The following is a 23,050-nucleotide window of genomic DNA, read 5'->3' on the forward strand; positions in this document are numbered from 1 at the left end:
CAGCCGTGTATGCGGAGCGTGCGGCGCGGCTCGCCGGGGCGGTCCTGTGGACCAACAGCCCGGAGCGGTCCGGGCCGGGTCGGGTGCTGCCGGACGGGTGCATGGACCTGCTGTGGCACGACGGGCGGCTGCTGGTCGCCGGACCGGACACCCGGGCGTACCTCACCGACGGCGAGGGCGGCCCCTGGTCGGGCATCCGCTTCCCCCCGGGCACGGCCCCGGCCCTGCTCGGCGTCCCCGCGCACGAGCTGCGCGACCGCCGCGTGGAACTCACGGACCTGTGGCCGGCCTCGGAGGTGCGGCGACTGACCGCCCGCGTGCGGGCGGCCCCCGACCCCGTGAGCGGCCTGGAGGAACTGGCGCTGCGCCGGGCGGCCGACGCGGAGCCCCCGGACCCGCTGCTGCGGCAGGTCGTCGCCGCCCTCGACGCGGGCCGCCCGGTCGCCGCCACCGCCGACGAACTCGGCGTCGGGGCACGCCGGTTGCACCGCCGCTCCCTGGCCGCCTTCGGCTACGGGCCCAAGACCCTGGCCCGCATCCTGCGGCTGCGCCGCGCCCTCGCGCTGGCCCGGGCCGGCACGCCCTTCGCGGAGACGGCCGCCCGGGCCGGCTACGCCGACCAGGCCCATCTGTCGCGCGATGTACGGGAGCTGGCGGGCGTGCCGCTGAGCGAACTACTCGGCCGCGCCGGCTAGCGGGGCGAACAGGTCCACCCCGTTGCCGTCCGGGTCGAGCACCACGGCGTACCGCTGCCCCCAGAAGGCGTCCCAGGGCTTGAGCTCGCCGTGGTATCCGGCGTCCGTCAGCTCCGCGTACAGCGCGTCCACCTCGTCCGGCCCGTCGCACCGCAGGGCCAGCGAGGTCCGGCCCCCGCCCGTCGGCGGCCGCCACCCGGGCAGGAAGGAGCGGACCGTCTCCTCGGTGTCGAGCATCAGCCGCAGCCCGCCGGGCAGCCGGGCCTCGGTGTGCGGCTGCTGCCCGGCGTCCTCCGGGAAGGCGAACCCGAGCCGGCGGTAGAAGGCGACGGAGGCGGCCATGTCGGAGACGACCAGGCCGATGGCATCGAATCGTGCGGTCATGGGCCCACCGTAGGCAGGACCGCGACGGCCCGTCTTGAAGGAAACGGACACCGGACCGGGCCTGTCCGATCCGTTCAAGACCGCCGCCCCGGCGGCCCCGTAGCGTCGCCGCCATGACGACCACGACACGGCCATCGAGGCACCTGAGCGTCCATGTCGACCGCCCGCTGAAGGAGGTCTACGACTACGTCCGCGACCCCGCCAACGTCCCCGCCTGGGCCCCCGGTCTTGCGAGTTCCCTGCACCTGGTGGACGGCCGGTGGGTGGGGGAGTCGCCCATGGGGCGGATCGTGGTGGACTTCGCGCCCAGGAACGACTTCGGCGTGCTCGATCACGACGTCACGCTGCCCTCGGGGCACACCGTGCACAACCCGATGCGGGTGATCGCCGACGGGCCCGGCTGCGAGGTGGTGTTCACGCTGCGCCGGCAGCCGTGGACGAGCGACGAGGAGTTCCACCGTGACGCGGAGGCGGTGTCCGCCGACCTCGCCGCGCTCAAGCGGGTGATGGAAGAGGGGTGAGGGCCGGGGCGGCGAAACTTCTCGATGCCGGAGAACCTGCCGGAGAACCGTTCCGGCCGCCCCCGGATCTCCCCTAGGTTCGGATGCCATGGCACCACGACTGCTCGTCCACACCCGCACCACCGGATACCGGCACGACTCCATCCCGGCCGGTGTCGCCGCCCTGCGCGCCCTCGGCGCCTTCGAGGTCCACGCCACCGAGGACCCGGCGGCCCTGGAACAGCCCCTGGACGGCTACGCGGCCGTCGTCTTCCTCTCCACCAGCGGCGACATCCTCACCCCGGCCGGGCGGGAGCGGCTCGCCGCGTACGTGGAGTCGGGCGGCGGCTTCGTCGGCGTGCACGCGGCGGCCTGCACGGAGTACGGCTGGCCGTACTACGGTGAGCTGCTGGGCACCTGGTTCGACCGGCACCCGCGCCACCAGCCCGGCCAGGCCCTCGTCGAGGACCACGACCACCCGGCGACCCGGCACCTGCCCGCCGTCTGGGACTTCACCGACGAGTGGTACGACTTCCGCACCAACCCGCGCGGCACGGTCCGCGTCCTGGTCACCGCCGACGAGTCCTCCTACGAGGGCGGCGGCATGGGCGAGGACCACCCCCTGGTCTGGTGCCGTGACCACGGCCGCGGCCGGGTCTTCTACACGGCCCTCGGGCACGCCCCGGAGGCCTACGAGGACCCCGCCTTCCGGACGCACCTGCTGGGCGGCATCTCCTGGGCGGCCGCACTGCCCCTGCCCTGAGGGGCGCGCCGCCGCCGGTGGCCGGCCGCCGGAGCATGCCGCCCGTCGCACTCCCGGCCCCCGGCTACCCGCCCCGGGCCGGGCCGGGGGCGAAGCTCAGCCGGCGTCCGGCACCGTGGGACGGACCGCCACCGCGTCGACCTCGAACAGCATTCCCGGCAGGGCCAGCGCGGCGACCCCGCTCAGGGTCTGTGCCGGGAGCCGGTCGCCGAAACGGGCGTGCAGGGCCTTGCCGAGCACCTCCAGCCTGCCGGGGTCGTGGTCCACGACGAACGTGCCGAGCCGGACGACGTGTTCGTAGCCCAGCCCCACGCCCTCCAGCGCCGACCGCAGCCGGTCGAAGGCCAGGTCCACCTGTGCGGCGAAGTCCCCCGGCACGGGCGCGCCGGTGGCGTCGGAGGCGTACTGGCCGGCGATGTACACGGTCTCGCCGGGGGCCGAGACGGCGTGGCTGTATCCGAACGGGGTGGGGTCGTGGAGCGTGGCCGGATTGGTGATCGTGCGCGAGTCGCGCGTCATGACCGGGCAGTCCTTTCCGCCGAGCGCGGCCACCGCCTCGGCGGCGGCCCTGTCCTTCCTGCCAACTCCCCGCGGCGGCAGGCGCATTCCACGTGCGGCGAGCTCTCGGCGCACCCGTGTCAGGATGCCTGCCGTGCGCTGCGGGGGAGGGGGCCTATCGCCGCGTCCCGGGCGCCGCCGTGCTCGCTCGTTCCACCAGGCGCGTCGACAACTCCGTCCGGGTGCTCTCCGGGTGGTGTCCGTCCATCATGCGCAGCAGCGACCGCAGGGCCGTCGCTGCCATCTCCGACAGCGGCTGGCGGACCGTGGTCAGCGCCGGGGAGGCCCAGCGCGCCTCGGGCAGGTCGTCGAAGCCGACCACGCTCACGTCGTCCGGGACCCGCAACCCCCGTTCGGCCAGAGCCTCGTAGACCCCCAGGGCCATCCGGTCCGAGCACACGAACACGGCCGTCGGCGGCTCGGGCAGGTCGAGGAGCTCCAGCATGCGGCGCCGGGCCTGGCCCTCGTCGAAGCCGGCGTGCCGGACGTACTCGGAGCGCTGCCGGACCCCGGCCGACGCGAGCGCCGAGCGGTAGCCGGCGACCCGGGCGCTGCTGCACATCGTGCGCCGGGATCCCGCGACCACGGCGATCCGCTCGTGCCCCAGCGAGAGCAGGTGCCCGGTCGCCGTCAGACCACCCTGCCAGTTCGCCGCCCCCACCGACACCACACCCTCCGGCGGCTCCTGCACCGGGTCGATCATCACGAACGGGATGCGGTGCTGCTCCAGCCAGGCGTACTGCGAGGCGCTCAGCTCGGCCAGGTTGAACAGCACCCCGGAGGAGCCCCGCGCGACCAGCTTGTCCAGCCAGCCCCGCTCGGGGCGCCCGGCCCGGGAGCGGGTCAGCGCCGCCGACACCACGACCTCCAGGCCCGTGTCGTGCGCCGCCTCCTCCGCCCCGTGCAGCACGGCGCCCGACCAGGAGCTCGCCAGCGAGTGCACGACCAGGTCGACGAGCCGGGGCGCCTTCGTCGCGTCGAAGCGGGGTCTGCGTACGTAACCGAGCCGGTCGAGCGCCTCGGTGACGCGGCGGCGGGTCTCGGGCGCGACGTCCTCCCGGCCGTTGACCACCTTCGAGGCGGTCGGCACCGAGACCCCCGCCTCGCGGGCCACGACCGCCAGCGTCGGACCGGCCGCCGCGCTCGCACTCGCCGTACGCACCATCGGGAACCCACCTCTCCGGCCCGCCCGAGGGCCGTGGAAAGTTTCGACCAGCGCTGCCCACCGCGGCTCGGCTCCGACCCGGCAGAAAGCGCTTCCTACTGTAGGTGCGGCGCAGGACGGCGGGAAGACAGAACGGGCCGGCGTGGCCGGGGGTCCGTCGTCAACTCCCTGGCACCGCCCCCTCCGTCGCCACCGGCATCCGCGAGCACGGTCGCCGCGGGCGTCACCCCGCCGTCAGTGTCCTCGCGATGCCCGTGATCGCCTCCGGGCCCACCCGGCAGCAGCCGCCGATGAGTCGGGCGCCCGCGGTCTGCCAGCTCTTCACCTGGTCGGCGGTGAAGGTGGCGCGGCCGGACCAGGCCCGGGACGCGGCGTCCCAGGTCTCGCCGCTGTTGGGGTAGACGACGACCGGCTTGCCGGTCACCCGCGCCGCCGTCGCCGCCGCGTTCTCGACGTCCTCGGGCGCGCAGCAGTTCACCCCCACAGCGATCACCTCGTCCGCGCCGGCGGCCAGGGCGAAGGCCTCCTGGAGCGGCTGCCCGGCCCGGGTGCGGTCACCGGCGACCGAGTACGTCAGCCAGGCCGGCACCCCGAGTCCGCGCACCGCCCGCAGCAGTGCGGCGGCCTCGTCGGTGTCCGGGACCGTCTCCATCGCGAGGACGTCGGGGCCGGCCGCGGCCAGCACCTCCAGGCGCGGGCGGTGGAAGCGTTCCAGCTCGTCCACCGTCAGCCCGTAACGCCCCCGGTACTCCGAGCCGTCCGCGAGCATCGCCCCGTACGGACCCACCGAGGCCGCCACCCACAGGGGCCGACAGGCCCCGGCCCGGCGCGCCGCCTCCTTCGCCGACTCCACGCTCGACGCCATGAGCCGGGCCGCCCGGTCGCGGCCGATCCCGCGCCTGGCGAAGCCTTCGAACGTGGCCTGGTAGCTGGCCGTGATCGCCACGTCCGCACCCGCCCGGAAGTAGGCCAGGTGTGCCTCGGTGACCGCCTTTGGCCGTTCGGCGAGCAGGCGTGCGGACCACAGCTCGTCGCTCAGGTCGTGCCCGGCCGATTCGAGCTGGTTGGACATGCCGCCGTCCAGGACGACCGTCCCGGCGGCGAGGGCTTCGGCGAGGGCGGGGGTGCTGGTCATGCCGTCGACGGTAGTCGAGGTCCCGAGCGGGACCCCCGCACCCGTACGTCCAGCACGTGAACAGGCCGGCCAGCATGTGGGACGCCGGGCTTGTTCCCGGCGCCGTTCGCCCGGGTCGGCAAGGGCGGCCCGGCTTCGGCGTCTGGGCCTGCGCCCTGCTCGGCACGCTCCTCATCGCCCACCATCACACGGCGGGACCGGACACCACCTTCCGGAGCCTCGGCGGTCAGGTCGCGGGCGGGACCGGCGGGACGGACCCGCTCCCGGGTGTCCCGGGCCGGCCAGTACGGCTCGGCCGCGGCCGACAGCGGGGGCGTCGGCATAGCATCGGGGGATGCCCGAGGTCGCTGTCGCAGATGCCGAAGTCCGTGAGGTGCTGGGAGTCCCGGCCGGCCGGGCGGAGTGCGTGCCGCTCCCGCACAATCCCCGGAACGGCGTCACGGCCGGCGTGTGGCGGGTCACCGGCGGCGGCCGTTCGGCCGTGCTGAAGGTGCTGACGCGGACCAAGGAGACCGGCGTCGCGTGGGCGGCGTCCAACGACCCCCGGCACCGGAACTTCTGGCGGCGCGAGGCCTACGTCTACCGGTCCGGGCTGGCCCGGGTCTGGGAGCCGCACGGCATCCGCGCGCCCCGGCTGCTGGAGTGCGCCGAACGCGCCGACGGGGACGTGGCGCTGTGGCTGGAGGACGTGCCGGGCGCACCGGCCACGACCTGGTCCGCGGCCCGCCACGTCGAACACGCCCACCGGCTCGGCAGGGCCCAGGGCGCGGTGGGGGCGGGGGAGGACCACCCGTGGCTGTCCCAGCGCTTCCTGCGGGACTACACGGCAGGCAAGAGCACGGGCGAGGACCTCCTGGACGACGACGAGGCGTGGCGGCACCCCCTGGTCCGGCGGCACTTCCCGCCCGGCCTGCGCGCCGACATGGTCCGTCTGCGCCACGACCGCGAGTGGTTCCTGGACCTCATGGAGTCGCTCCCGCGCGCCCTGTCCCACCTCGACCAGTGTCCGGCCAACGTCGTCTCCGGCGGCCCGGGCACCAGCGTCCTGCTGGACTGGGCGTTCACCGGCGACGGCGCCCTCGGCGAGGACCTCGGCAACTACCTCCCCGACTCCGTCCTCGACCGCGTCGTGCCCGCCGACGACCTCCCCGGCCTGGCCAAGGCGGCCTACGACGCCTACCTGCAGGGCCTGCGTATGAGCGGCTGGCGCGGCGACGAGCACCTGGTCCGCCTCGGCATGTGCGCCTCCGTGGTGAAGTACGACCGGCTCACCGCGCTCATGCCGGCCCGGGCCGACGACGAGCCGGTGGCCTACGGCGGTGCGGGCGCCGTGCCGGCCGACCTCCGCCACCGGGAGCGGGGCCTGGCCCTGGAGTTCCTGGCCGAGTGGGCGGCCGAGGCCAGACTGCTGGCTCCGCAACTCGGTTTCCCCCCGGCCCCGAGCGGCCGCTGACCGCCCGGACGGAACGGAAGGCCATGGCCCGAGTCACCGCGTTGCTGACCTACCCCGTCAAGGGCTGCGCCGGGACGCCGGCGCGGGAGGCGGTCCTGACCCCGGCCGGTCTCGCACACGACCGCAGCTTCATGGTGGTGAGCGAGGAGGGCGTGTACCGCACACAGCGGCGCCATCCCCTGCTGGCCGTCATCCGCCCCGCCCTCACGCCCGACGGCACCCGTCTGACGCTCACCGCACCCCGGGCCGAGGCCCTCCACCTCGGGGTGGACACGACCGGGCCCCGGCGGGCGGTCGACCTGTTCGGCGCCGCCTACCAGGGCATCGACCAGGGCGAGGCGGCGGCCGAGTGGCTCTCCGAGGTGCTGGGCGCCCGCAGCCGCCTGGTGCGCGTACCACCGGAACACCATCGCGTGACCGACGGCGCGGCCCCGGGCACCTCCGGTTACGCCGACAGCTGTGCCGTGCACGTCCTGTCCCGCGCCACGCTGGCCCTGCTGGACCGGAAACTCGCCGCACGCGGCGCCCGTCCGCTCCCGGTGAACCGCTTCCGCCCCAACATCGTCGTCGACGGCTGGGACGAGCCGCACACCGAGGACCGTGCCCACCGCCTCCGCGTCGGCGACGCCGAACTGGCCTACGCCAAGCTGGCCATCCGCTGCGCCGTCACCCTGGTCGAGCAGGAGTCCGGGTCCCGAGCGGGACCCGAGCCGCTGCGCACCCTCGCCGGCTACCGCCGGGCGGCCCAGGGCGGTGTCGCCTTCGGCACGAAGTACGCCGTGCCGCGGCCCGGCCGGGTGTCCGTCGGTGACGAGGTGACCGTCACGTCGTGGGGTGAGTCCGAGGTGTGACCCGCGTCCCGAACGCCTCGGTCCCGTCGGACCCGTTGACCTGCTCGTGACACACCCTTACCTTTTCGGCGTTCGTAATGACAGATGACGTTCGAAATGCCAAACAGCGTCGTGTGTTTTCCCCCATGAGAGGCAGGCCGCATGAGCCGCGACCCCGCTCTGCCCGAACCCCCCAGCCGCAGGCTGTTGCTGAAGGGCGCCGCAGCCGCCGGCGCCCTGGCAGCAGTTCCCGCCGCCCCCGCGGTCGCCCGGGCGGCCGAGCCCGCCCGGCCTCCCCGGCCGGTCCCCTTCGTCAACCCGCTCGTGCGCAACCGCGCCGACCCGCACATCCACCGGCACAAGGACGGCTGCTACTACTTCACCGCCACCGCCCCCGAGTACGACCGCATCGTCCTGCGCCGCTCCCGCACCCTGAACGGCCTGGGCACGGCGGCCGAGTCCGTCATCTGGCGGGCCCACCCGACGGGTCCGATGGGAGCCCACATCTGGGCGCCCGAACTGCACCGCATCGGCGGCCGGTGGTACATCTACTTCGCCTCCGCGCCCGCCGAGGACGTCTGGGCGATCCGCATCTGGGTGCTGGAGAACGCCCACCCCGACCCCTTCAAAGGCAGCTGGGTGGAGAAGGGTCAGGTCAAGACGGCCTGGGAGACCTTCTCCCTGGACGCCACCACCTTCACCCACCGCGGCACGCGCTACCTCGCCTGGGCGCAGCACGAGCCCGGCATGGACAACAACACCGGCATCTTCCTGTCGGAGATGGCGAACCCGTGGACCCTGACGGGCCCGCAGATGCGGCTGTCCACCCCGGAGTACGACTGGGAGTGCGTCGGCTTCAAGGTCAACGAGGGCCCGTACGTCCTCAAGCGCAACGGCCGCCTGTTCATGACGTACTCGGCCAGCGCCACCGACTTCAACTACTGCGTGGGCCTGCTGACCGCCGACGCCGACAGCCACCTCCTGGACCCCCTGAGCTGGACCAAGTCACCGACCCCGGTCTTCACCAGCAACGACACCACCCGGCAGTACGGCCCCGGCCACAACTGCTTCACGGTCGCCGAGGACGGCCGCACCGACGTCCTCGTCTACCACGCCCGCCAGTACAAGGAGATCGACGGCGACCCGCTGAACGACCCCAACCGCCACACGCGCGTCCAGAAGCTCGGCTGGAAGCCCGACGGCACCCCCGACTTCGGCATACCGGTCGCCGACACGGCCACGGCAGGTGACTGACATGAGACGTGCCTGCGCCACCCTCCTCGCCCTGTTCCTGGGCCTGTTCGCGGCCCTCGCCACCGCCGGGCCCGCCCAGGCGGCGCCCCGGACGATCACCAACGGCACCCAGTTCACGGACACCTCGGGCAACCCCGTCCACGCCCACGGCGGCGGAGTCCTCAAGGTCGGCTCCTACTACTACTGGTTCGGCGAGCACCGCAACGCCGACAACACCTTCCGCTACGTCGACGCCTACCGCTCGACCGACCTGAAGAACTGGGAGTTCCGCAACCACGTCCTGACCGAGGCCAGTGACCCGGAGCTCGCGACCGCCAACATCGAGCGGCCGAAGGTCATGTACAACGCGTCCACCGGCAAGTTCGTGATGTGGATGCACAAGGAGAACGGCACCGACTACAGCGAGGCGCGCGCCGCGGTCGCCGTCTCCGACACCGTCGACGGGAACTACGCCTGGAAGGGCAGCTTCCGGCCGCTCGGCCAGCACATGTCCCGTGACATCACGGTCTTCACCGACACCGACGGCACCGGGTACATGGTCTCGGCCGCGCGCGAGAACTACGACCTGCAGATCTACCGCCTCACCGCCGACTACACCGGCATCGCGAGCCTGGTCGCCAACCCCTGGCCCGGCGGCCACCGCGAGGCCCCCGCCCTGTTCAAGCGGAACGGCGTGTACTTCATGCTGACCTCCGGCGCGACGGGCTGGAACCCCAACCAGCAGCAGTACGCCACCGCCACGAACATCGCCGGCCCCTGGTCGGCCATGAGGAACATCGGGGACGCGACGACGTACGGCTCGCAGACCGCGTTCGTCCTGCCCGTGCAGGGCACCTCGGGCACCTCGTACCTGTACCTGGGCGACCGCTGGGGCAACTCCTTCGGCGGCACCGTCAACGACTCCCGGTACGTGTGGCTGCCGCTGACGTTCACCGACTCCACGACCATGTCGATGTCCTGGTCACCGGAGGTCACCGTCGACACGGCGGCCGGAACCGTCACCGGCACCGGCGCGACGTACCACACGCTGGTCGCCCGCCACTCCTCCAGGTGTGCGGACGTCACGAGCCAGTCGCTCTGGGCGGGCGCCCAGATCAAGCAGTACGACTGCAACGGCGGCACCAACCAGAAGTACTGGTTCAAGGCCGTCGGGAGCGGCTACTACCAGCTGATGGTCAGGAACAGCTCGCTGTGCGTGCAGGAGAACGCGAACACGCTCACGCAGGAGAACTGCAACTCCTCCGCCACCAGCCAGCAGTGGTCGCTGACCACCACCGGCTCGTACGTGAACGTGGAGTCGCGGGCGAGCGGTGAGTGCCTGGACGTGAACGGCGCCTCCACCGCCAACGGCGCAGCCATCATCACGTACACGTGCAACGGCGGGACCAACCAGCAGTGGACGCGCGGCAGCTGATGCCCCCTCACGCCGGCACGGCGGTCCCCTCGACTGCCGTGCCCGGCGGTCCGGAAGAACTCGCAGGGCCGAGGGGGCGGCACTCCCGAGGATGTCCCCGAGGGGTCTGGAAAGCGCTTGCCAAGGACGGTACGGTCCACCCGCAGGTCGTGTCGTCCGCTGGGAGGAGCCGCGAGTGAGACGTTTCAGCATCGCCGTCGTGGCGGCGATGTCCCTGGCAACCGCCCTGCCTGCCGCACCGGCGGCAGCGGCCGAGGCCCCCGCGGGGCCCATCCGGTGCACCGCCGGTGTCTGCCACTTCGACGTGCCGCCCGGCACGTACGACGTGCGGGTCAGGCTCGGCGGACCTCACGCGTCCAGCACGAGCATCAGCGGTGAGACGCGCCGCTCCCTGCTGCCCGAGACGGCCGTCCCGGCCGGCGAACGCGTCACCCGAAGCTTCACCGTCAACGTCCGCACCCCCGAGGGCGAGCCCACCGGCCCCGACGGAACCCCCGGCCTCGACCTGCGGATCGGCGGCTCCGCGCCCGCGCCGGCCGACATCCGGGTCACCCCCGCCCGGCACACCCGCCAGATTTTCCTGATCGGCGACTCCACCGTCTGCGACCAGCCCGGCGACCCGTACTCCGGCTGGGGCCAGCAGCTGCCCCAGTACCTCCGCAAGGGCGTGTCCGTCGCCAACTACGCGGATTCCGGGGAGAGTACGGTGTCATATCCGGGGAACCCGAGGCTGTGGGCCACCGTACGGCCCCTGATCCGCCCCGGCGATCCGGTACTCGTCCAGCTCGCCCACAACGACAAGACCACGGACGAGGCCACCTACCGGGCCAACCTGGAGGCCCTGGTGGCGGGCGTCCGGGAGCGGGGCGGACAGCCGGTCCTTGTCACGCCGATCGTGCGCCGCTGGTTCAACGCCGACGGCACGCTGAACAACGGAACCGCCCTCCTGGTCAACGGCCTCGGCGTCGACCACCCGGCGGTCGTCCGCTCGGTGGCCGCCGCGCGGGACGTCCCGCTGGTCGACCTCACGGCGAAGACCAAGGAACTCGTCGAGTCGCTGGGCGTGGAGGCGTCCAAGGCGCTCTACCTCACCGACGAGGCGCGGGACAACACCCACACCTCCGTGCGCGGGGCGACCGTCTACGCGCGCCTGGTCCGCGACGAACTCGTCACCCGGCATCTGGTGCCGCAGGGCAAGGTGCGGGTGGGATGAACCCCTGGGGCGCCCCGACCGGAACCGGGGCGCTCCAGGCCCGAGCCGTTCCGGCCGGTCCGAGCACGAGAGAGAACGATGCAGCTGCCCCCAGCCCACCGCACGGCGTCCCCGTTCACCGGCTACACCCGCGCCCACTGGGAGGCGGCCGCCGACGCCCTGCTCGCCGCCGTCGAGCCGTACGCGTCCGAGGACCACGCGCTGTACCACCTGCCCGGCGACCGCTCCAGCTGGTCCGGCCGCCTCTCCGACGGCCTGGAGGGATACGCCCGCACCCTGCTGCTGGCCGCCTTCCGCCGCGACGAGAAGGCCCTGGAGCGCTATGCGAGCGGCCTCGCCGCCGGGGTCTCGGGCGTCTGGCCGCGCATCGAGGACCGCGGCCAGCCCCTGGTGGAGGCCGCGTCCATCGCCCTGGCCCTGCGCCTGACCCGGGACCTGCTCTGGGACCGCCTGGACGACGGCGTACGGCAGCGGACGGCGGCGTGGCTGGCCGACGCGCTCACGGCGCAACCCTGGCCGTGCAACTGGGAGCTGTTCCCCGTCACGGTCGGCGGCTTCCTCGCGGAGACCGGCCACGAGCCGGAGGCGTCCCGGGCGGCGATCGACCGCGGTCTGGAACGCATCGAGCAGTGGTACCGGGGCGACGGCTGGTACACCGACGGCGACGGCCGCAAGTACGACTACTACAACGGCTGGGCGATGCACCTCTATCCGGTGCTGCACGCCTGGCTGGAGCGGGACGCGTCCCTGCTGGAGGTGTACGGGGGCCGCCTGGAGCGGCACCTCGCCGACTACGCCCGGCTGTTCGGGGGCGACGGCGCCCCGATGCACCAGGGGCGTTCCCTGACGTACCGCTTCGCGACGACCGCTCCGCTGTGGCTGGGCGCGCTGACCGGCCGCACGCCGCTGGAGCCGGGCGAGACGCGGCGGCTGGCGTCCGGTGCCCTGCGGTACTTCCTGGACCGGGGCGCGGTCGACGACCGGGGTCTGCTCACCCTCGGCTGGCACGGACCCGACGCGTCCGTCCTCCAGGGCTACTCGGGCCCGGCCTCCCCGTACTGGGCGAGCAAGGGCTTCCTCGGTCTGCTCCTGCCGCCGGAGCACGAGGTGTGGACGGCGCCGGAACGCCCCGGGCCGGCCGGGCGCGAGGACGCCGTCACGCCCGTCGGACCGCCCAACTGGCTGATTCAGTCCACCCGTTGCGACGGCGTGGTCCGCCTCCACAACCACGGCAGCGAGGACGTCCGCTACGACCCGTACTACACGCGCCTCGCCTACTCGACCGTGACGGCACCCGCGGCGTCGTACGACAACAGCGTGATCGTGGACGGCGACCCGAGCCGCACCGGGATCGAACCGCTCGGTGCCGGGGCGGGCTGGGCGGCCTCGCGTCACACGGCGGGCGGGGGAGCGCGGGTGACGAGCGTGGTGCTGGCTCACGGGGCGGTGGAGGTGCGCGCCCACCTGGTCGCGGGGGCCGAACCCGGGACGGCGGTGCGCGTGACCGGGTGGAGCGCCCCGGAGGGCGTCCGCGCCGAACTCCTGCCCGCCGTCGGCCTCGACGGCGGCCTCACCGGCGTCACCACCGGGGACGCCACCCTGTTCGTCGCGCTGGCCCGGCTCACCGCCGAGTCCGATCCGGTGCCGCTGACCGAGGCGGTACGCGTCGACGCCGACGGGACCGGCGCGGTCACGGTCCGCTGGAGCGCGGGGCCCGAGGTGCGGGTCCGGCTGGACGAGGCCGGGGTGCACGTGAGCTGACCTGCGCGGGCGACGGTCGTTCGGCGCGGGCCGAAACGATCCGGACCTAGCGTGGCGGCATGACCCGATCCCCTCGGCGGACCCCGCCCGTCACCGCCTTCGCCGCGCTCCACCACGCCGACGAGCCGCTGCTGCTGCCCAACGCGTGGGACTACGCCTCCGCGCAGGCCCTCGCCGGGCAGGGCTTCCGGGCGGTGGCGACGACGAGCCTCGGTGTCGCCGCCGTCGCGGGCCTGCCCGACGCGGCGGCCGCGACCCGCGAGGAGACACTGCGGCTGGCCTTCGCCCTCGGCGCGCGGCCGCTGCTGCTGTCCGTCGACGCCGAGGGCGGCTTCGACGACGACCCGGACGAGGTCGCGGAGTTCGCACGGGAGCTGTACGCCGTCGGCGTCGCCGGCATCAACCTGGAGGACGGCCTGGCACCCGCCGAACGGCTGGCCGGGAAGATCGCCGCGGTGAAGAAGGCCGTCCCCGTCCTGTTCGTCAACGCCCGCACCGACACCCACTGGCTGGGCGACGGCGACACCGCGGACACGCTCTCCCGGCTGGACGCCTACCAGGCGGCCGGCGCGGACGGCGTGTTCGTCCCCGGGCTCACCGACCCCCGCCGGATCTCCGCCCTGGTGCGCCACCTGGACGCACCCCTCAACGTCCTCTACTCACCCGCCGGCCCGCCCGTCCGTGAGCTCGCCGACGCCGGTGCCCGCCGCATCAGCCTCGGCTCGCTGCTGTACCGCAGGGCGCTGGGCGCGGCGCTGCGGGCGGCGGCCGACATCCGGTCCGGCCGGACCCCGGCCGGACCGACCCCCTCGTACGAGGACGTGACGGACCTGCTCCCGCGAGGCCATGGCGCTGCGTCGGCGCCCCGGGCGTGACGGCGGCGCCGGTGTGTTCAGGCTTCGGGGGGCGTCTTCTCGCGGGGCCAGTTGAGCAGCAGCACGTGCAGGGCGTCGATCGCCTTGTCCCAGGAGGCCTGGGCGTCACGGGGCGCGCCGAAGGCGCCGGTGGACTCCAGGGCGCAGTAGCCGTGGAACGCGCTGCGCAGCAGGCGTACGGCGTCGGTGAGGTCGGGTTCGACCAGGCCGTAGGCGCGGAGCATGCCGTAGGTGACCTCGGCGGTGCGGCGCAGGGCGGCGGAGTCGGTGGCCAGGGCCTGGTCCAGGGGGATCTGCGTCGCCGCGTACCGGCCGGGGTGCTCCAGGGCGTAGGCCCGGTAGGCGCCGGCGAAGGCGGCGAGCGCGTCCCGGCCGGTGCGTCCGGCGACCGCCGCCGCGATCCGGTCGATCATCTCGCCGCCCGCGAGGAGGGCCATCCGCGTGCGCAGATCCCGCAGGTTCCTGACGTGCGAGTACAGGCTCGCGTCCTTCACCCCGAACCGGCGTGCCAGCGCGGACAGGGTGACGTGCTCGAACCCTGCCTCGTCGGCGAGGTCGGCCGCCGCCGCGACGAGGCGGTCCGGGGTGAGGCCGGCTCTGGGCATGGGTCTCGGGCCTCCCTCTCGGACGGTGCCGTGTCGGCTGGGGCGCTGTGATCGTAGCGGGCGCCGCGCCGCGCGCCGGGCGGCCGGACGCGAACCGGTGTCCGAGCGGCCCGTCCCGGGCCCGGCGGACCGGGCCCGCGCCCCCGGCGACGCCTCCGCCGCTCAGCGGACGGGGGCGTAGATCACCCCCAGCTTGTCGATCTCGGAGCCCGCGCGGCCGGTGAAGCCCACGATCTGCCGGCCGGCCGGGGCGGTGAGGGTCCGCGCGTCGGACGTGGCCGTGCCGGCGGACAGGGTGCGGCCCCGGTCGGTGGTGAAGGACGCCGAGAAGATCCTGGTCCGGCCGTCCTTCTGGCCCTGCGTCAGCCGCACCGAGGTCAGGTGCTCGCCCTCGGCCAGGGTCAGGGACCTGGCCGAGCCGCCCGTGCCGCCGTGGGAGAGGACCGTGCCGCCGTCGTGGGTGAGGGACAGCGCGTCCAGCCGGGCGTCGCCGCGCAGCGTGAGGGTGCGGGGCGCGGGTGTCGCGGGCAGGTCGTCCGCGTCGTTGAACGCCGTGCCGTGCGGGCCGCCGAAGAAGTCGCTCGCGCGCAGCGCGGAGTCGAGGGTGTAGGAGAAGCCGACGGTGTGCGGGAAGTGGTCGGAGAGGTGCTTGCCGTCGGAACGCAGGAAGGACCGCCAGTCGTTGGCGTACCCGGTGGCGGTGAGGTGCACGAGCGCGCTGCCCCGGTAGAGCACCTTGTCCACGACCTCGCAGTCGTCCGTCGGCGCCGCCGCGTCGCACAGCAGCGCGTCGCCGCCCTGCGCGGGCGGGGTGCCGCCCCGGACCCGCTCCACCCACGCGTCCGTCAGGCCGTTCTCCGTCAGCAGGGTGCGGATGTTGTCGCCGGTGCGGGTGTAGCGGGTGTTGGTGTCGCCCATGACGATCACCGCGTTGCCCGAGGAGTTCGCCCGGATGAAGGCGGAGAGCTGCTCGATGTTGGCCCGGCGCGCGGCCAGCGCGTCGTCCGTGGAGTCGGCGTTGGTGTGCACGTTGTACAGGTCGGCGTAGGCGCCCTCGGCCAGTCGCACCCGCGCCAGCGTGAAGCCCTTCGGGGTCAGGCAGTTGGTGCCGGTGCAGTGGTTCCACCTCACCCGCTGGAAGTCCTCGAAGGGGAAGTCCGACAGGGTGTTGAGGCCGTCGCCGAAGGCCGCGCCGCCGCTGGTCGCCGTGCGGTACGGGTGCTGGTCGTTGGCGTACAGCGACGCGTGGTGGTTGAAGTCCTCCTGCACGTTCACGATGTCGTAGGCCCCGAGCCGCCGGCCGATCAGCGGGGTGTTGGTCCCGGGGTCGCTGTCGCCGAGGCCGAGGGGCAGGCCCGCGATGTTGTAGGTCAGCACGTTGAAGGACCCGGTGGGCAGGGCCGCGGTGGCGGGCGTCGCGGTGGCGGGCGTCGCCGTGGTGGCGGTGAGTCCGGCGAGGGCCAGGGCGGCGGCGGTGAAAGTGCCGAGGAGTCGTCTCATGGTGGGGGTGTCTCCGGTCGGGAGGCGCGACGGAACCTTGAACGATGCTCAGGTTGGCTGCCAACCAGTGTGACGAACAAGGCGAGTTGGGAGAACAGTGAGGGACGGGGAGATCCGCCGTGCCCGGGCCGCCCGCCGCTCACCCCCTGGTCGTTCAACGTTCACGTTTCGCCTCGATCCTCCACACGCGGCGTGGCCACACGCCGCGGAAGGCAGCCGCCGCACCGGCGGCACACAGGAGGCGCTTCATGGGACACGGGCACGCACACGGCCACCACCACCACGGGCACGACCACGAGCACCAGGCCGCGCAGGCCCTGCCCGCCGCCTTCGACACCTCCGTCCCCGACGAGGCCCTCACCCCCGAGCAGGCCTCGCGCCGCTCGCTGCTGCGCCGGGCCGGCCTGCTCGGCGCGGGCCTCGCGGCCGGCGGCGTCCTGGCCCAGGCGGCGCCCGCCGCCGCGTCCGGCGGCCGCCGCCGGAACGGCTTCCTGTGGCTCGCCGGCGACCACCACATCCACACCCAGTACAGCAGCGACGGCAAGTACCGCGTCGTCGACCAGGTCCGCCAGGGCGCCCGGCACGGCATGGACTGGCTCGTCATCACCGACCACGGCAGCGCCACCCACGCCAGGATCGGCGTGGAGAAGGTCAACCCGGACATCAAGGCCGCCCGCGCCGCCCACCGGGACACCCTCGTCTTCCAGGGCCTGGAGTGGAACATCCCGGCCGCCGAGCACGGCACGGTCTTCGTGCACCCGGGCAGGAACGAGGTCGCCGTCCTCAAGCAGTTCGAGACCGACTACGACGGCAGCGTCAAGAACGCCTCCGACTCCACACCGGCCAACGAGGCGCTCGCCGTCGCGGGGCTGAGCTTCCTCGCCGACCAGGTCAGGCGCCGCAAGGTCAGGGACGCCCTGATGCTCGCCAACCACCCGGCCCGGCGCGGCGTCGACTCACCGCACGAGATCCGCGCCTGGCGCGACGCCGGCGGCCCCGGCCGGCAGATCGCCGTCGGCTTCGAGGGCGCCCCCGGCCACCAGGCCGCCGGTCTGCCCGCCCCGCTCGGCATGGGCCGCGCCCGCGGCATCTACGACAACAGCCCCTCCGCCAACTCCTTCCCCGGCTACCCGCCCGAGAGCTACCGCACCTGGGGCGGCTTCGACTGGATGACCGCCACCGTCGGCGGCCTCTGGGACAGCCTCCTCGCCGAGGGCAAGCCCTGGTGGATCACCGCCAACTCCGACTCCCACCAGGTCTACGCCGACACCGCCGTGCGCGGCCCCGGCGGCGACTTCAACACCGACGGCCGCTACCCGGACCCCGTCTACGGCGGGAAGATCGACGTCACCCAGGGCGACTACTGGCCCGGCCAGTACAGCCGCACCCATGTCGGCGCCGACGGCTTCTCCTACGCCGCCGTGATGGACGGCATCCGCGCCGGCCGCGTCTGGGTCGACCACGGGCAACTCGTCGACGCCGTGGACGTGCGCGTGACGGGCGGCGGCCGCTGGGCCACCCTCGGCGGCGCACTGCACGTGAAGAAGGGCACCAAGGTCACGCTGACGATCGACGTGACCCCGGCCGGCGGCCCCAACTGGGCCGGGTTCGTCCCCGAACTGGCCCGCGTCGACGTCATCCAGGGCGATGTGACGGGTCCCGTCGCCGACCGGGACACCTTCACCGCCCCGACCGCGAAGGTCGTCAAGGCCTACGACGTCAGCAAGGCCACCGGAGCCGTCCGCCTCACCTTCGACCTCGGCCGCGTGGACACGCCCCGGTACCTCCGGCTGCGCGGCACCGACGGCAACCGGTCCGCCGTCGGCGCCCTGGGCGCGGCCGTCGACCCGGCGGGCCCGGCGCTCGACGTCGTCGGCGACGCCGACCCGTGGCGCGACCTGTGGTTCTACACCAACCCGGTGTGGGTCCTGCCCTCGTGACGCCGTACGCCCTCACGATCGACCCGGGCCTCGGGCAACTGCGCGCGGCCGACCACCTGCTCCACACGCTTGCGGCCGAACTCGCCCTGCCCGAGGACGCGTTCGGCTGCACGCACCTGGTGCGGGACGGCCGTCCCCGGGTGGTGCTGTCCCTCGCCCTGCCCTCGGAGCCGCTCCACCGCACCGCCGTGGAGCGGCTCGGGGGCCTGGGACACACCGTGTCGCCCGGCGTCCCGGACCAGGTGGGGCGCGCGGTGCTCTACCCGGGCGCCGCGTCGCTCACCGGCACGCTGACGGTCGCGGACCTGCTGTCCAGGTCCGCGATCGACCGCGTGGCCGTCCTCGGCACGCCGGAGCGGCCCGGCCCCGCCACGCCCCTGGCGACCCGGGACCACGTGCGCCCGCAGTGGCAGGACGGCACGCTCGTGCTGACCGCCATGCCCGCGGCGGGCGGCACCCTCGTCCCCTTCGAGGTGCCGGACCCCACCCCGTGCTGCGCGGACCACTGACGTCGCTCAGCCCCGCCGCAGCAGCTCCAGGTCCGCGCCCCAGGCGTCGAGCACCCGGTCGTGACCGGCCCGCCGCGCCGCCTCCTCGACAGCGGTGAACAGACCGCGTGCGAAGGGGCCGCTGCGGCTCGCCGCCGCGGCTGCGGATCGGCCGCGTCTGCGGCGCCGGGGCACCGCCGGAGAGATCACCTCACCAACCCGAGGCAACCGTGCCGGGACCTGCTAAAAACCATGGCAGCGTCGGGGAGTTCGAGGGACACGGGTCACGGGGAGCGGGCATGACGTACGAGACGGACCGTCGCGAGGACGAGCCGGGTGGTGTCCCGGCAGGCACCGACGGCGAGCCCTTACCCGGCGCCCGCCCGCTGTGGCGGCAGCGGGACTTCGGGATGTTCTGGACCGCCCAGACCCTCTCGATGCTCGGTGACTCCTTCGCCCTGATCGCGCTGCCCCTGCTGGTGCTGGAGGCCACCGGATCGGTCGCCCGGATGGGACTGCTCACGGCGGTGGGCGGGGCGGCGTCCGTCGTGGCGGCCGTGTTCGCCGGGGCGGTGGTGGACCGGGTGGACCGGCGCCGGCTGCTCATCGCCTGCGACCTGGTCCGCATGGCGCTGTACGGCGTGATCCCGCTGGTGTGGCTGTTCGGCCCGCAGATCTGGCTGCTGTACGTGGTGCTGCCGCTGTGCGAGGCCGTCGGCATGCTGTTCGCGGTCGGCTACGTCACGGTCGTGCGCGCACTGGTCGGCACCGCGCGGCTGACGGAGGCCAACGGGCGGCTGAACGCGACGGCCGCCGCCTCGGGTGTCCTCGGGCCGCTGTGCGCCGGTCTGGTGGCCGCCTGGTCGGGCCCGGCCGCGGCCGTGGGCGTGGACGCGGCCAGTTTCGGGGTGTCGGCGGTGTGCCTGTTCTTCGTGCGGCTGCGGCCCCGCGCGGCGGACGAGCGGGCCGGTGAACGCACGGGCCTGTGGCGGGACCTGCGCGTGGGCGTCGCCTTCCTCCGCGGCCACCCGGTCCTGCGCTCCCTGACCGCCCTCCTCTTCGTCTTCAGCTTCCTCACCCTGGGCCTGAACGACCTGGTCATCTACCACCTCAAGCACGACCTCGGCCACGACGACGGCACCGTCGGCACGGTCATGGCGGCCGGCGCGCTCGGCACCGTCACCGGCGCCCTGCTGGTCGCCCGGGTCCGCCGCAGCCTCGGCTTCGGCGCGACCTGGACCGGCTCGGTCGCGGTGTGCGGCCTCGCCTTCGCCGGTCTCGGCTGGGCCCGTGACGTGCCGGTGGTGGCCGCCCTGAGCGCCGCCTTCCTGGCCTGCGCCGGGATGGCGGGCACCTGCTCGATGTCGCTGCGCCAGGAGGTCACCCCCGAGCACCTCCTGGGCCGCGTCACCTCCGCCTTCTGGACCCTCCAGTACGCGGCGGCGCCGATCGGAGCGGCGGTGCTGACCTGGGCCGCCGAGGAACGTGGCACGACCCCGGTCGCGCTGGCCGCCGGGGCGACCTGCGTCCTGCTCGCCGGGGCCGCCCTGTTCACCCCGATCCGCGCATCGGGCCGGCCGGCCCCATCCGGGTGACGCCGCCGCGGGCCGGCCGACCGCTGTGGACCTCCCTACGGGGTGGTCACCGGGTGGTCGAGAACACGAACGAGAACTCAGCCGGTTCGGCCCTCAGGTGGTACTGCGGCAGCGGGCCCGGACCGCAGGACTGCGAGCCGATGCCGTGCTGCCCGTGGTCGAGGTTGACCCACACCGTGTCGCCGGGCGCGAGGTCGGTGCGGTGCCGGGCCGCGTCCAGCTGCTCGCTGGTCCAGCGCCGCGCGGTGAACCAGAACTCCGGATCGCCCTCGATCCGCAGCCCGCCGAGCTCCACCCAGCGCACGTCGGCACGGGCGCCGTTCTCCTGCGGGCGGACGTACGGCGTCTGCAGCCCGTCCACCGTCGAGCGCCAGCGGCCCACCATGGACGCCGCCCGGGTGTCCGGGTACGCCTCGCCCGGGCCGCCGCCGAACCACTCCACCGCGTCGGCCTCCGGCAGCCCGAACCGCACCCCGAGCCGGGGCAGCGGCACCGTCCAGTCGCCCTCGGGCGTCACGGAGACCGACAGCCGCAGCCGCTCACCGTCGGACGTCCACCGGTACACCGTCGCCAGGCCCACCTCGCGGGCGGCGGGCGCCACCCGGGTACGCACCGTCAGCGCGTCGTCGCCGGCCTCGACCGACACCAGGCGGTGCCGCATCCGGTGCAGGCCGAGCGTGCGCCACAGCACCCCGTAGCGGGTGTCCGACTGCCACTCGGCGCCGTCGTCGTTGTCGGTCGGCGCCCGCCACACGTCCAGCCGCGGCGTCGCGCCGACCGGCACCGCGCCGATCGAGAGCAGCGCCCCGGTCCGGGCGTCGAACGCGGCCGGGCCCAGGGTGATCCGGTCCCCGTCGGACACGGGCCTGTCCGTCGCGGGCAGGCCCGGCAGCGGCCGCGCCCCGGCGGCGAACTGCCCCCAGGCCACGACGTGGCCCTTCGCGGCCCAGGAGGTGTCCTCGGCGAGGAGCGCCCGCACGGTCCACTGGCGTTCGCCGCCCCGGCCGTCCACGGGCGGCTCGGGCAGCTTGACCTCGGCGCTCTCGCCCGGCGCGAGCACCGGCACCGACAGCGAACCCGACTCGACCGTCTCGCCGTCCACCTGGCAGGACCACTCGAAGGCCAGCGCGGACAGATCGGCGAAGTCCTGCTTGTTGGTGATCCGCACACTGCCGTCGGCGCCGTCGCCTTCGATGTGGACCGGCTCGATGACCTTCTTGTACTCGACGAGGCCCGGCGACGGCGTCCGGTCCGGGAAGACCAGGCCGTCGCAGACGAAGTTGCCGTCGTGCAGTTCCTCGCCGAAGTCGCCGCCGTAGGCGTAGCCCAGCGAGGGGTGTTCGACGCCGTGGTCGATCCACTCCCAGATGAACCCGCCCTGGAGCCGCTCGTGCTTCTCGAACAGCTCCTGGTAGTCGGCGATCCCACCGGGGCCGTTGCCCATGGCGTGCCCGTACTCGCACTGGATGAACGGCAGTTCACGGCGCTTGCGGGTGCCGCCGTCGAGCCGCCGGCCGATCCGGTCGACCTCGTCGTGGGAGGCGTACATCCGCGAGTACACGTCCGTGTCGCGGCAGTTCCAGTCGCCCTCGTAGTGCACCAGCCGCTCGGGGTCCCGCTCGTGGATCCACTCGGCCATGGCGGTGAGCCCGCGGCCGGTGCCGGCCTCGTTGCCCAGCGACCAGAACACGATGGACGGGTGGTTCTTGTCCCGCTCGACCATCCGCGCGGCCCGGTCCAGCAGGGCCGGGGTCCAGCGGTCGTCGTCGACCGGGTTGTCCCGCCAGTCCTGCTCGGTGAAGCCGTGGGTCTCCAGGTCGCACTCGTCGATGACCCACAGCCCGTACTCGTCGCACAGGTCGAGGAAGGCCGGGTGGGGCGGGTAGTGCGAGGTGCGCACGGCGTTGAGGTTGTGCCGCTTCATCAGCAGCACGTCCTCGCGCATGGTCTCCAGGTCGAGCGCGCGGCCCTTCCTCGGGTGCCACTCGTGCCGGTTGACGCCCTTGAAGAGGACCGCCCGCCCGTTGACCTTGATCAGCCCGTCCTCCAGGGCGACCGTGCGGAAGCCGACGCGCAGCGGCACCCGCTCGCCCTCGGTGGCCAGCACACCGTCGTAGAGCCTCGGCGTCTCGGCGGTCCACGGCTCGACCGGGACCGTCACCGCCTCGCCGGTCGCGACATCGATGTCCAGGGCCGGGACGGTCACCCGCCCCTCGACGTCGGAGTCGACCCGCAGGGTGCCCTCCCCGGTGGTGTGGTCGTAGGAGGCGTGCACGAAGAAGTCGCCGGCGCAGCCCGGCGGGCGGTGCAGCAGCGTCACGTCGCGGAAGATGCCCGGCAGCCACCACTGGTCCTGGTCCTCCAGGTACGACCCGGCCGACCACTGGTGGACCCGGACCGCGAGCACGTTGCGCCCGGGCTTCAGCAAGTGCCCGACCGCGAACTCGTGCGGCAGCCGGGAGCCCTTGAACTCACCGAGCTCCGTGCCGTTCAGCCAGACGCGGGCGCAGGACTCGACGCCGTCGAAGCGCACCACCGCCCCGCCGTCCGACGGCCAGTCGGACGGCAGGTCGAAGACGCGCAGGTGGTCACCGGTCGGGTTCTCCGTCGGTACGTGCGGCGGGTCCACCGGGAAGGGGTAGAGGTGGTTGGTGTAGATCGGGGACCCGAACGCCCCGTCGCCCTGGAGGACCCAGTGCCCGGGGACCGTGACCTCGGCCCAGTCCCCGGCGTCGTGGCCCTCCTCGGCGAACGAGTCGTCCTCGGCGCCGGCCGTGGCCGACAGCCGGAAGCGCCAGCTGCCGTTCAGCGACAGGGACCGCGCGTCGGAGGAGGCGTACCAGGCGCGCGGCGGCAGGGCCCCGCTGCCGGGGGAGACGTCCTCGACGTAGTCGGCGGATGGGGTCGTGCGGAAAGACATCG

Annotated in this window: 21 protein-coding genes; 13 read left to right on the forward strand and 8 right to left on the reverse strand. The window is 73.9% G+C overall.

Going from position 1 to position 23,050, the window contains the following annotated elements; all coding sequences use genetic code 11:
* The first annotated feature begins 5 nt into the window (after positions 1–5).
* On the forward strand, positions 6–695 hold the full coding sequence (locus tag ABTZ58_RS01480) for a helix-turn-helix domain-containing protein (RefSeq protein WP_351349117.1): 690 nt from the start codon (positions 6–8) through the stop codon (positions 693–695).
* Here the strand turns inward: ABTZ58_RS01480 and ABTZ58_RS01485 are convergent.
* Positions 675–1,079, reverse strand: a complete 405-nt coding sequence (locus ABTZ58_RS01485) for a VOC family protein (RefSeq protein WP_351349120.1) — start codon at positions 1,077–1,079, stop codon at positions 675–677. The two genes, ABTZ58_RS01480 and ABTZ58_RS01485, sit on opposite strands and share 21 nt — an antisense overlap.
* A 113-nt stretch (positions 1,080–1,192) precedes the next feature.
* Between ABTZ58_RS01485 and ABTZ58_RS01490 the strand changes: the two genes are divergently transcribed.
* A complete protein-coding gene (locus tag ABTZ58_RS01490; protein WP_351349123.1) occupies positions 1,193–1,600 on the forward strand; it encodes an SRPBCC family protein in 408 nt (135 codons plus the stop codon).
* An 88-nt stretch (positions 1,601–1,688) separates the two neighbouring features.
* On the forward strand, positions 1,689–2,342 hold the full coding sequence (locus ABTZ58_RS01495) for a ThuA domain-containing protein (protein WP_351349126.1): 654 nt from the start codon (positions 1,689–1,691) through the stop codon (positions 2,340–2,342).
* A 96-nt stretch (positions 2,343–2,438) separates the two neighbouring features.
* Here ABTZ58_RS01495 and ABTZ58_RS01500 read toward each other — a convergent pair whose 3' ends face one another.
* The 3 genes from ABTZ58_RS01500 to mmuM form a co-directional block, all read right to left on the reverse strand.
* Positions 2,439–2,861 carry a RidA family protein gene (locus tag ABTZ58_RS01500; RefSeq protein WP_351349129.1) on the reverse strand — a complete coding sequence of 141 codons (423 nt, stop codon included), beginning with the start codon at positions 2,859–2,861 and terminating at the stop codon, positions 2,439–2,441.
* Positions 2,862–3,015: 154 nt separating this feature from the next.
* Entirely contained in the window at positions 3,016–4,065 is a 1,050-nt protein-coding gene (locus tag ABTZ58_RS01505) for a LacI family DNA-binding transcriptional regulator (protein WP_351349132.1), read from the reverse strand.
* A gap of 223 nt (positions 4,066–4,288) precedes the next feature.
* Positions 4,289–5,200 (reverse strand): homocysteine S-methyltransferase, encoded by a 912-nt coding sequence (mmuM, locus tag ABTZ58_RS01510; protein ID WP_351349135.1) that lies wholly within the window; start codon positions 5,198–5,200, stop codon positions 4,289–4,291.
* A 334-nt stretch (positions 5,201–5,534) separates the two neighbouring features.
* On the opposite strand from mmuM, the gene ABTZ58_RS01515 reads away from it, so the two are divergent.
* The 7 genes from ABTZ58_RS01515 (at position 5,535) to ABTZ58_RS01545 (ending at position 14,000) form a co-directional block, all read left to right on the forward strand.
* Positions 5,535–6,653: an aminoglycoside phosphotransferase family protein gene (locus ABTZ58_RS01515; RefSeq protein WP_351349138.1), complete on the forward strand. Its 1,119-nt coding sequence runs from the start codon at positions 5,535–5,537 to the stop codon at positions 6,651–6,653.
* A 23-nt stretch (positions 6,654–6,676) separates the two neighbouring features.
* On the forward strand, positions 6,677–7,504 hold the full coding sequence (locus tag ABTZ58_RS01520) for an MOSC domain-containing protein (RefSeq protein WP_351349141.1): 828 nt from the start codon (positions 6,677–6,679) through the stop codon (positions 7,502–7,504).
* Positions 7,505–7,645: 141 nt separating this feature from the next.
* The gene (locus tag ABTZ58_RS01525) at positions 7,646–8,737 is read left to right on the forward strand and encodes a glycoside hydrolase family 43 protein (RefSeq protein WP_351349144.1); all 1,092 of its coding nucleotides are present in this window, start codon (positions 7,646–7,648) and stop codon (positions 8,735–8,737) included.
* A gap of 1 nt (position 8,738) precedes the next feature.
* On the forward strand, positions 8,739–10,151 hold the full coding sequence (locus ABTZ58_RS01530; RefSeq protein ID WP_351349147.1) for an RICIN domain-containing protein: 1,413 nt from the start codon (positions 8,739–8,741) through the stop codon (positions 10,149–10,151).
* A 175-nt stretch (positions 10,152–10,326) separates the two neighbouring features.
* Positions 10,327–11,364, forward strand: coding sequence for a rhamnogalacturonan acetylesterase (locus ABTZ58_RS01535; protein ID WP_351349150.1), 1,038 nt, complete (start codon positions 10,327–10,329; stop codon positions 11,362–11,364).
* Positions 11,365–11,442: 78 nt separating this feature from the next.
* Positions 11,443–13,125, forward strand: coding sequence for a DUF2264 domain-containing protein (locus ABTZ58_RS01540; protein WP_351349152.1), 1,683 nt, complete (start codon positions 11,443–11,445; stop codon positions 13,123–13,125).
* A gap of 59 nt (positions 13,126–13,184) precedes the next feature.
* Complete coding sequence (locus ABTZ58_RS01545; RefSeq protein ID WP_351349154.1) at positions 13,185–14,000, forward strand: isocitrate lyase/PEP mutase family protein; 816 nt, start codon at positions 13,185–13,187, stop codon at positions 13,998–14,000.
* A gap of 17 nt (positions 14,001–14,017) precedes the next feature.
* Here the strand turns inward: ABTZ58_RS01545 and ABTZ58_RS01550 are convergent, their stop codons facing one another.
* Positions 14,018–14,605, reverse strand: a complete 588-nt coding sequence (locus ABTZ58_RS01550; RefSeq protein WP_351349157.1) for a TetR/AcrR family transcriptional regulator — start codon at positions 14,603–14,605, stop codon at positions 14,018–14,020.
* 162 nt (positions 14,606–14,767) lie between these two features.
* Complete coding sequence (locus ABTZ58_RS01555) at positions 14,768–16,105, reverse strand: jacalin-like lectin (protein ID WP_351349160.1); 1,338 nt, start codon at positions 16,103–16,105, stop codon at positions 14,768–14,770.
* A gap of 248 nt (positions 16,106–16,353) precedes the next feature.
* Here ABTZ58_RS01555 and ABTZ58_RS01560 point away from each other — a divergent pair, with 248 nt between their 5' ends.
* Positions 16,354–18,045 carry a PHP domain-containing protein gene (locus tag ABTZ58_RS01560; protein WP_351349163.1) on the forward strand — a complete coding sequence of 564 codons (1,692 nt, stop codon included), beginning with the start codon at positions 16,354–16,356 and terminating at the stop codon, positions 18,043–18,045.
* Positions 18,027–18,554 (forward strand): hypothetical protein, encoded by a 528-nt coding sequence (locus tag ABTZ58_RS01565; protein ID WP_351349165.1) that lies wholly within the window; start codon positions 18,027–18,029, stop codon positions 18,552–18,554. Before ABTZ58_RS01560 ends, ABTZ58_RS01565 begins: the two co-directional genes overlap by 19 nt.
* A gap of 6 nt (positions 18,555–18,560) precedes the next feature.
* Here ABTZ58_RS01565 and ABTZ58_RS01570 read toward each other — a convergent pair whose 3' ends face one another.
* The gene (locus ABTZ58_RS01570) at positions 18,561–18,743 is read right to left on the reverse strand and encodes a hypothetical protein (RefSeq protein WP_351349600.1); all 183 of its coding nucleotides are present in this window, start codon (positions 18,741–18,743) and stop codon (positions 18,561–18,563) included.
* An 89-nt stretch (positions 18,744–18,832) separates the two neighbouring features.
* Here ABTZ58_RS01570 and ABTZ58_RS01575 point away from each other — a divergent pair, with 89 nt between their 5' ends.
* Positions 18,833–20,128 (forward strand): MFS transporter, encoded by a 1,296-nt coding sequence (locus ABTZ58_RS01575; RefSeq protein ID WP_351349168.1) that lies wholly within the window; start codon positions 18,833–18,835, stop codon positions 20,126–20,128.
* A gap of 46 nt (positions 20,129–20,174) precedes the next feature.
* Here ABTZ58_RS01575 and ABTZ58_RS01580 read toward each other — a convergent pair whose 3' ends face one another.
* Positions 20,175–23,048: a glycoside hydrolase family 2 TIM barrel-domain containing protein gene (locus ABTZ58_RS01580; RefSeq protein ID WP_351349171.1), complete on the reverse strand. Its 2,874-nt coding sequence runs from the start codon at positions 23,046–23,048 to the stop codon at positions 20,175–20,177.
* Positions 23,049–23,050 lie beyond the last annotated feature (2 nt).

Origin of the sequence: Streptomyces sp. NPDC094143, from assembly GCF_040303825.1 — a bacterium.
In the GTDB taxonomy this organism is placed as follows: domain Bacteria; phylum Actinomycetota; class Actinomycetes; order Streptomycetales; family Streptomycetaceae; genus Streptomyces.

Bases quoted from the DNA above. Each gene is read 5' to 3' on its own strand.
- ABTZ58_RS01500 (WP_351349129.1), bottom strand. From the start codon at position 2,861: ATGACGCGCGACTCGCGCACGATCACCAATCCGGCCACGCTCCACGAC.
- ABTZ58_RS01580 (WP_351349171.1), bottom strand. From the start codon at position 23,048: ATGTCTTTCCGCACGACCCCATCCGCCGACTACGTCGAGGACGTCTCC.
- ABTZ58_RS01490 (WP_351349123.1), top strand. From the start codon at position 1,193: ATGACGACCACGACACGGCCATCGAGGCACCTGAGCGTCCATGTCGAC.
- ABTZ58_RS01560 (WP_351349163.1), top strand. From the start codon at position 16,354: ATGGGACACGGGCACGCACACGGCCACCACCACCACGGGCACGACCAC.
- ABTZ58_RS01545 (WP_351349154.1), top strand. From the start codon at position 13,185: ATGACCCGATCCCCTCGGCGGACCCCGCCCGTCACCGCCTTCGCCGCG.
- ABTZ58_RS01505 (WP_351349132.1), bottom strand. From the start codon at position 4,065: ATGGTGCGTACGGCGAGTGCGAGCGCGGCGGCCGGTCCGACGCTGGCG.
- mmuM (WP_351349135.1), bottom strand. From the start codon at position 5,200: ATGACCAGCACCCCCGCCCTCGCCGAAGCCCTCGCCGCCGGGACGGTC.
- ABTZ58_RS01520 (WP_351349141.1), top strand. From the start codon at position 6,677: ATGGCCCGAGTCACCGCGTTGCTGACCTACCCCGTCAAGGGCTGCGCC.
- ABTZ58_RS01540 (WP_351349152.1), top strand. From the start codon at position 11,443: ATGCAGCTGCCCCCAGCCCACCGCACGGCGTCCCCGTTCACCGGCTAC.
- ABTZ58_RS01575 (WP_351349168.1), top strand. From the start codon at position 18,833: ATGACGTACGAGACGGACCGTCGCGAGGACGAGCCGGGTGGTGTCCCG.
- ABTZ58_RS01495 (WP_351349126.1), top strand. From the start codon at position 1,689: ATGGCACCACGACTGCTCGTCCACACCCGCACCACCGGATACCGGCAC.
- ABTZ58_RS01555 (WP_351349160.1), bottom strand. From the start codon at position 16,105: ATGAGACGACTCCTCGGCACTTTCACCGCCGCCGCCCTGGCCCTCGCC.
- ABTZ58_RS01530 (WP_351349147.1), top strand. From the start codon at position 8,739: ATGAGACGTGCCTGCGCCACCCTCCTCGCCCTGTTCCTGGGCCTGTTC.
- ABTZ58_RS01525 (WP_351349144.1), top strand. From the start codon at position 7,646: ATGAGCCGCGACCCCGCTCTGCCCGAACCCCCCAGCCGCAGGCTGTTG.
- ABTZ58_RS01485 (WP_351349120.1), bottom strand. From the start codon at position 1,079: ATGACCGCACGATTCGATGCCATCGGCCTGGTCGTCTCCGACATGGCC.
- ABTZ58_RS01550 (WP_351349157.1), bottom strand. From the start codon at position 14,605: ATGCCCAGAGCCGGCCTCACCCCGGACCGCCTCGTCGCGGCGGCGGCC.
- ABTZ58_RS01515 (WP_351349138.1), top strand. From the start codon at position 5,535: ATGCCCGAGGTCGCTGTCGCAGATGCCGAAGTCCGTGAGGTGCTGGGA.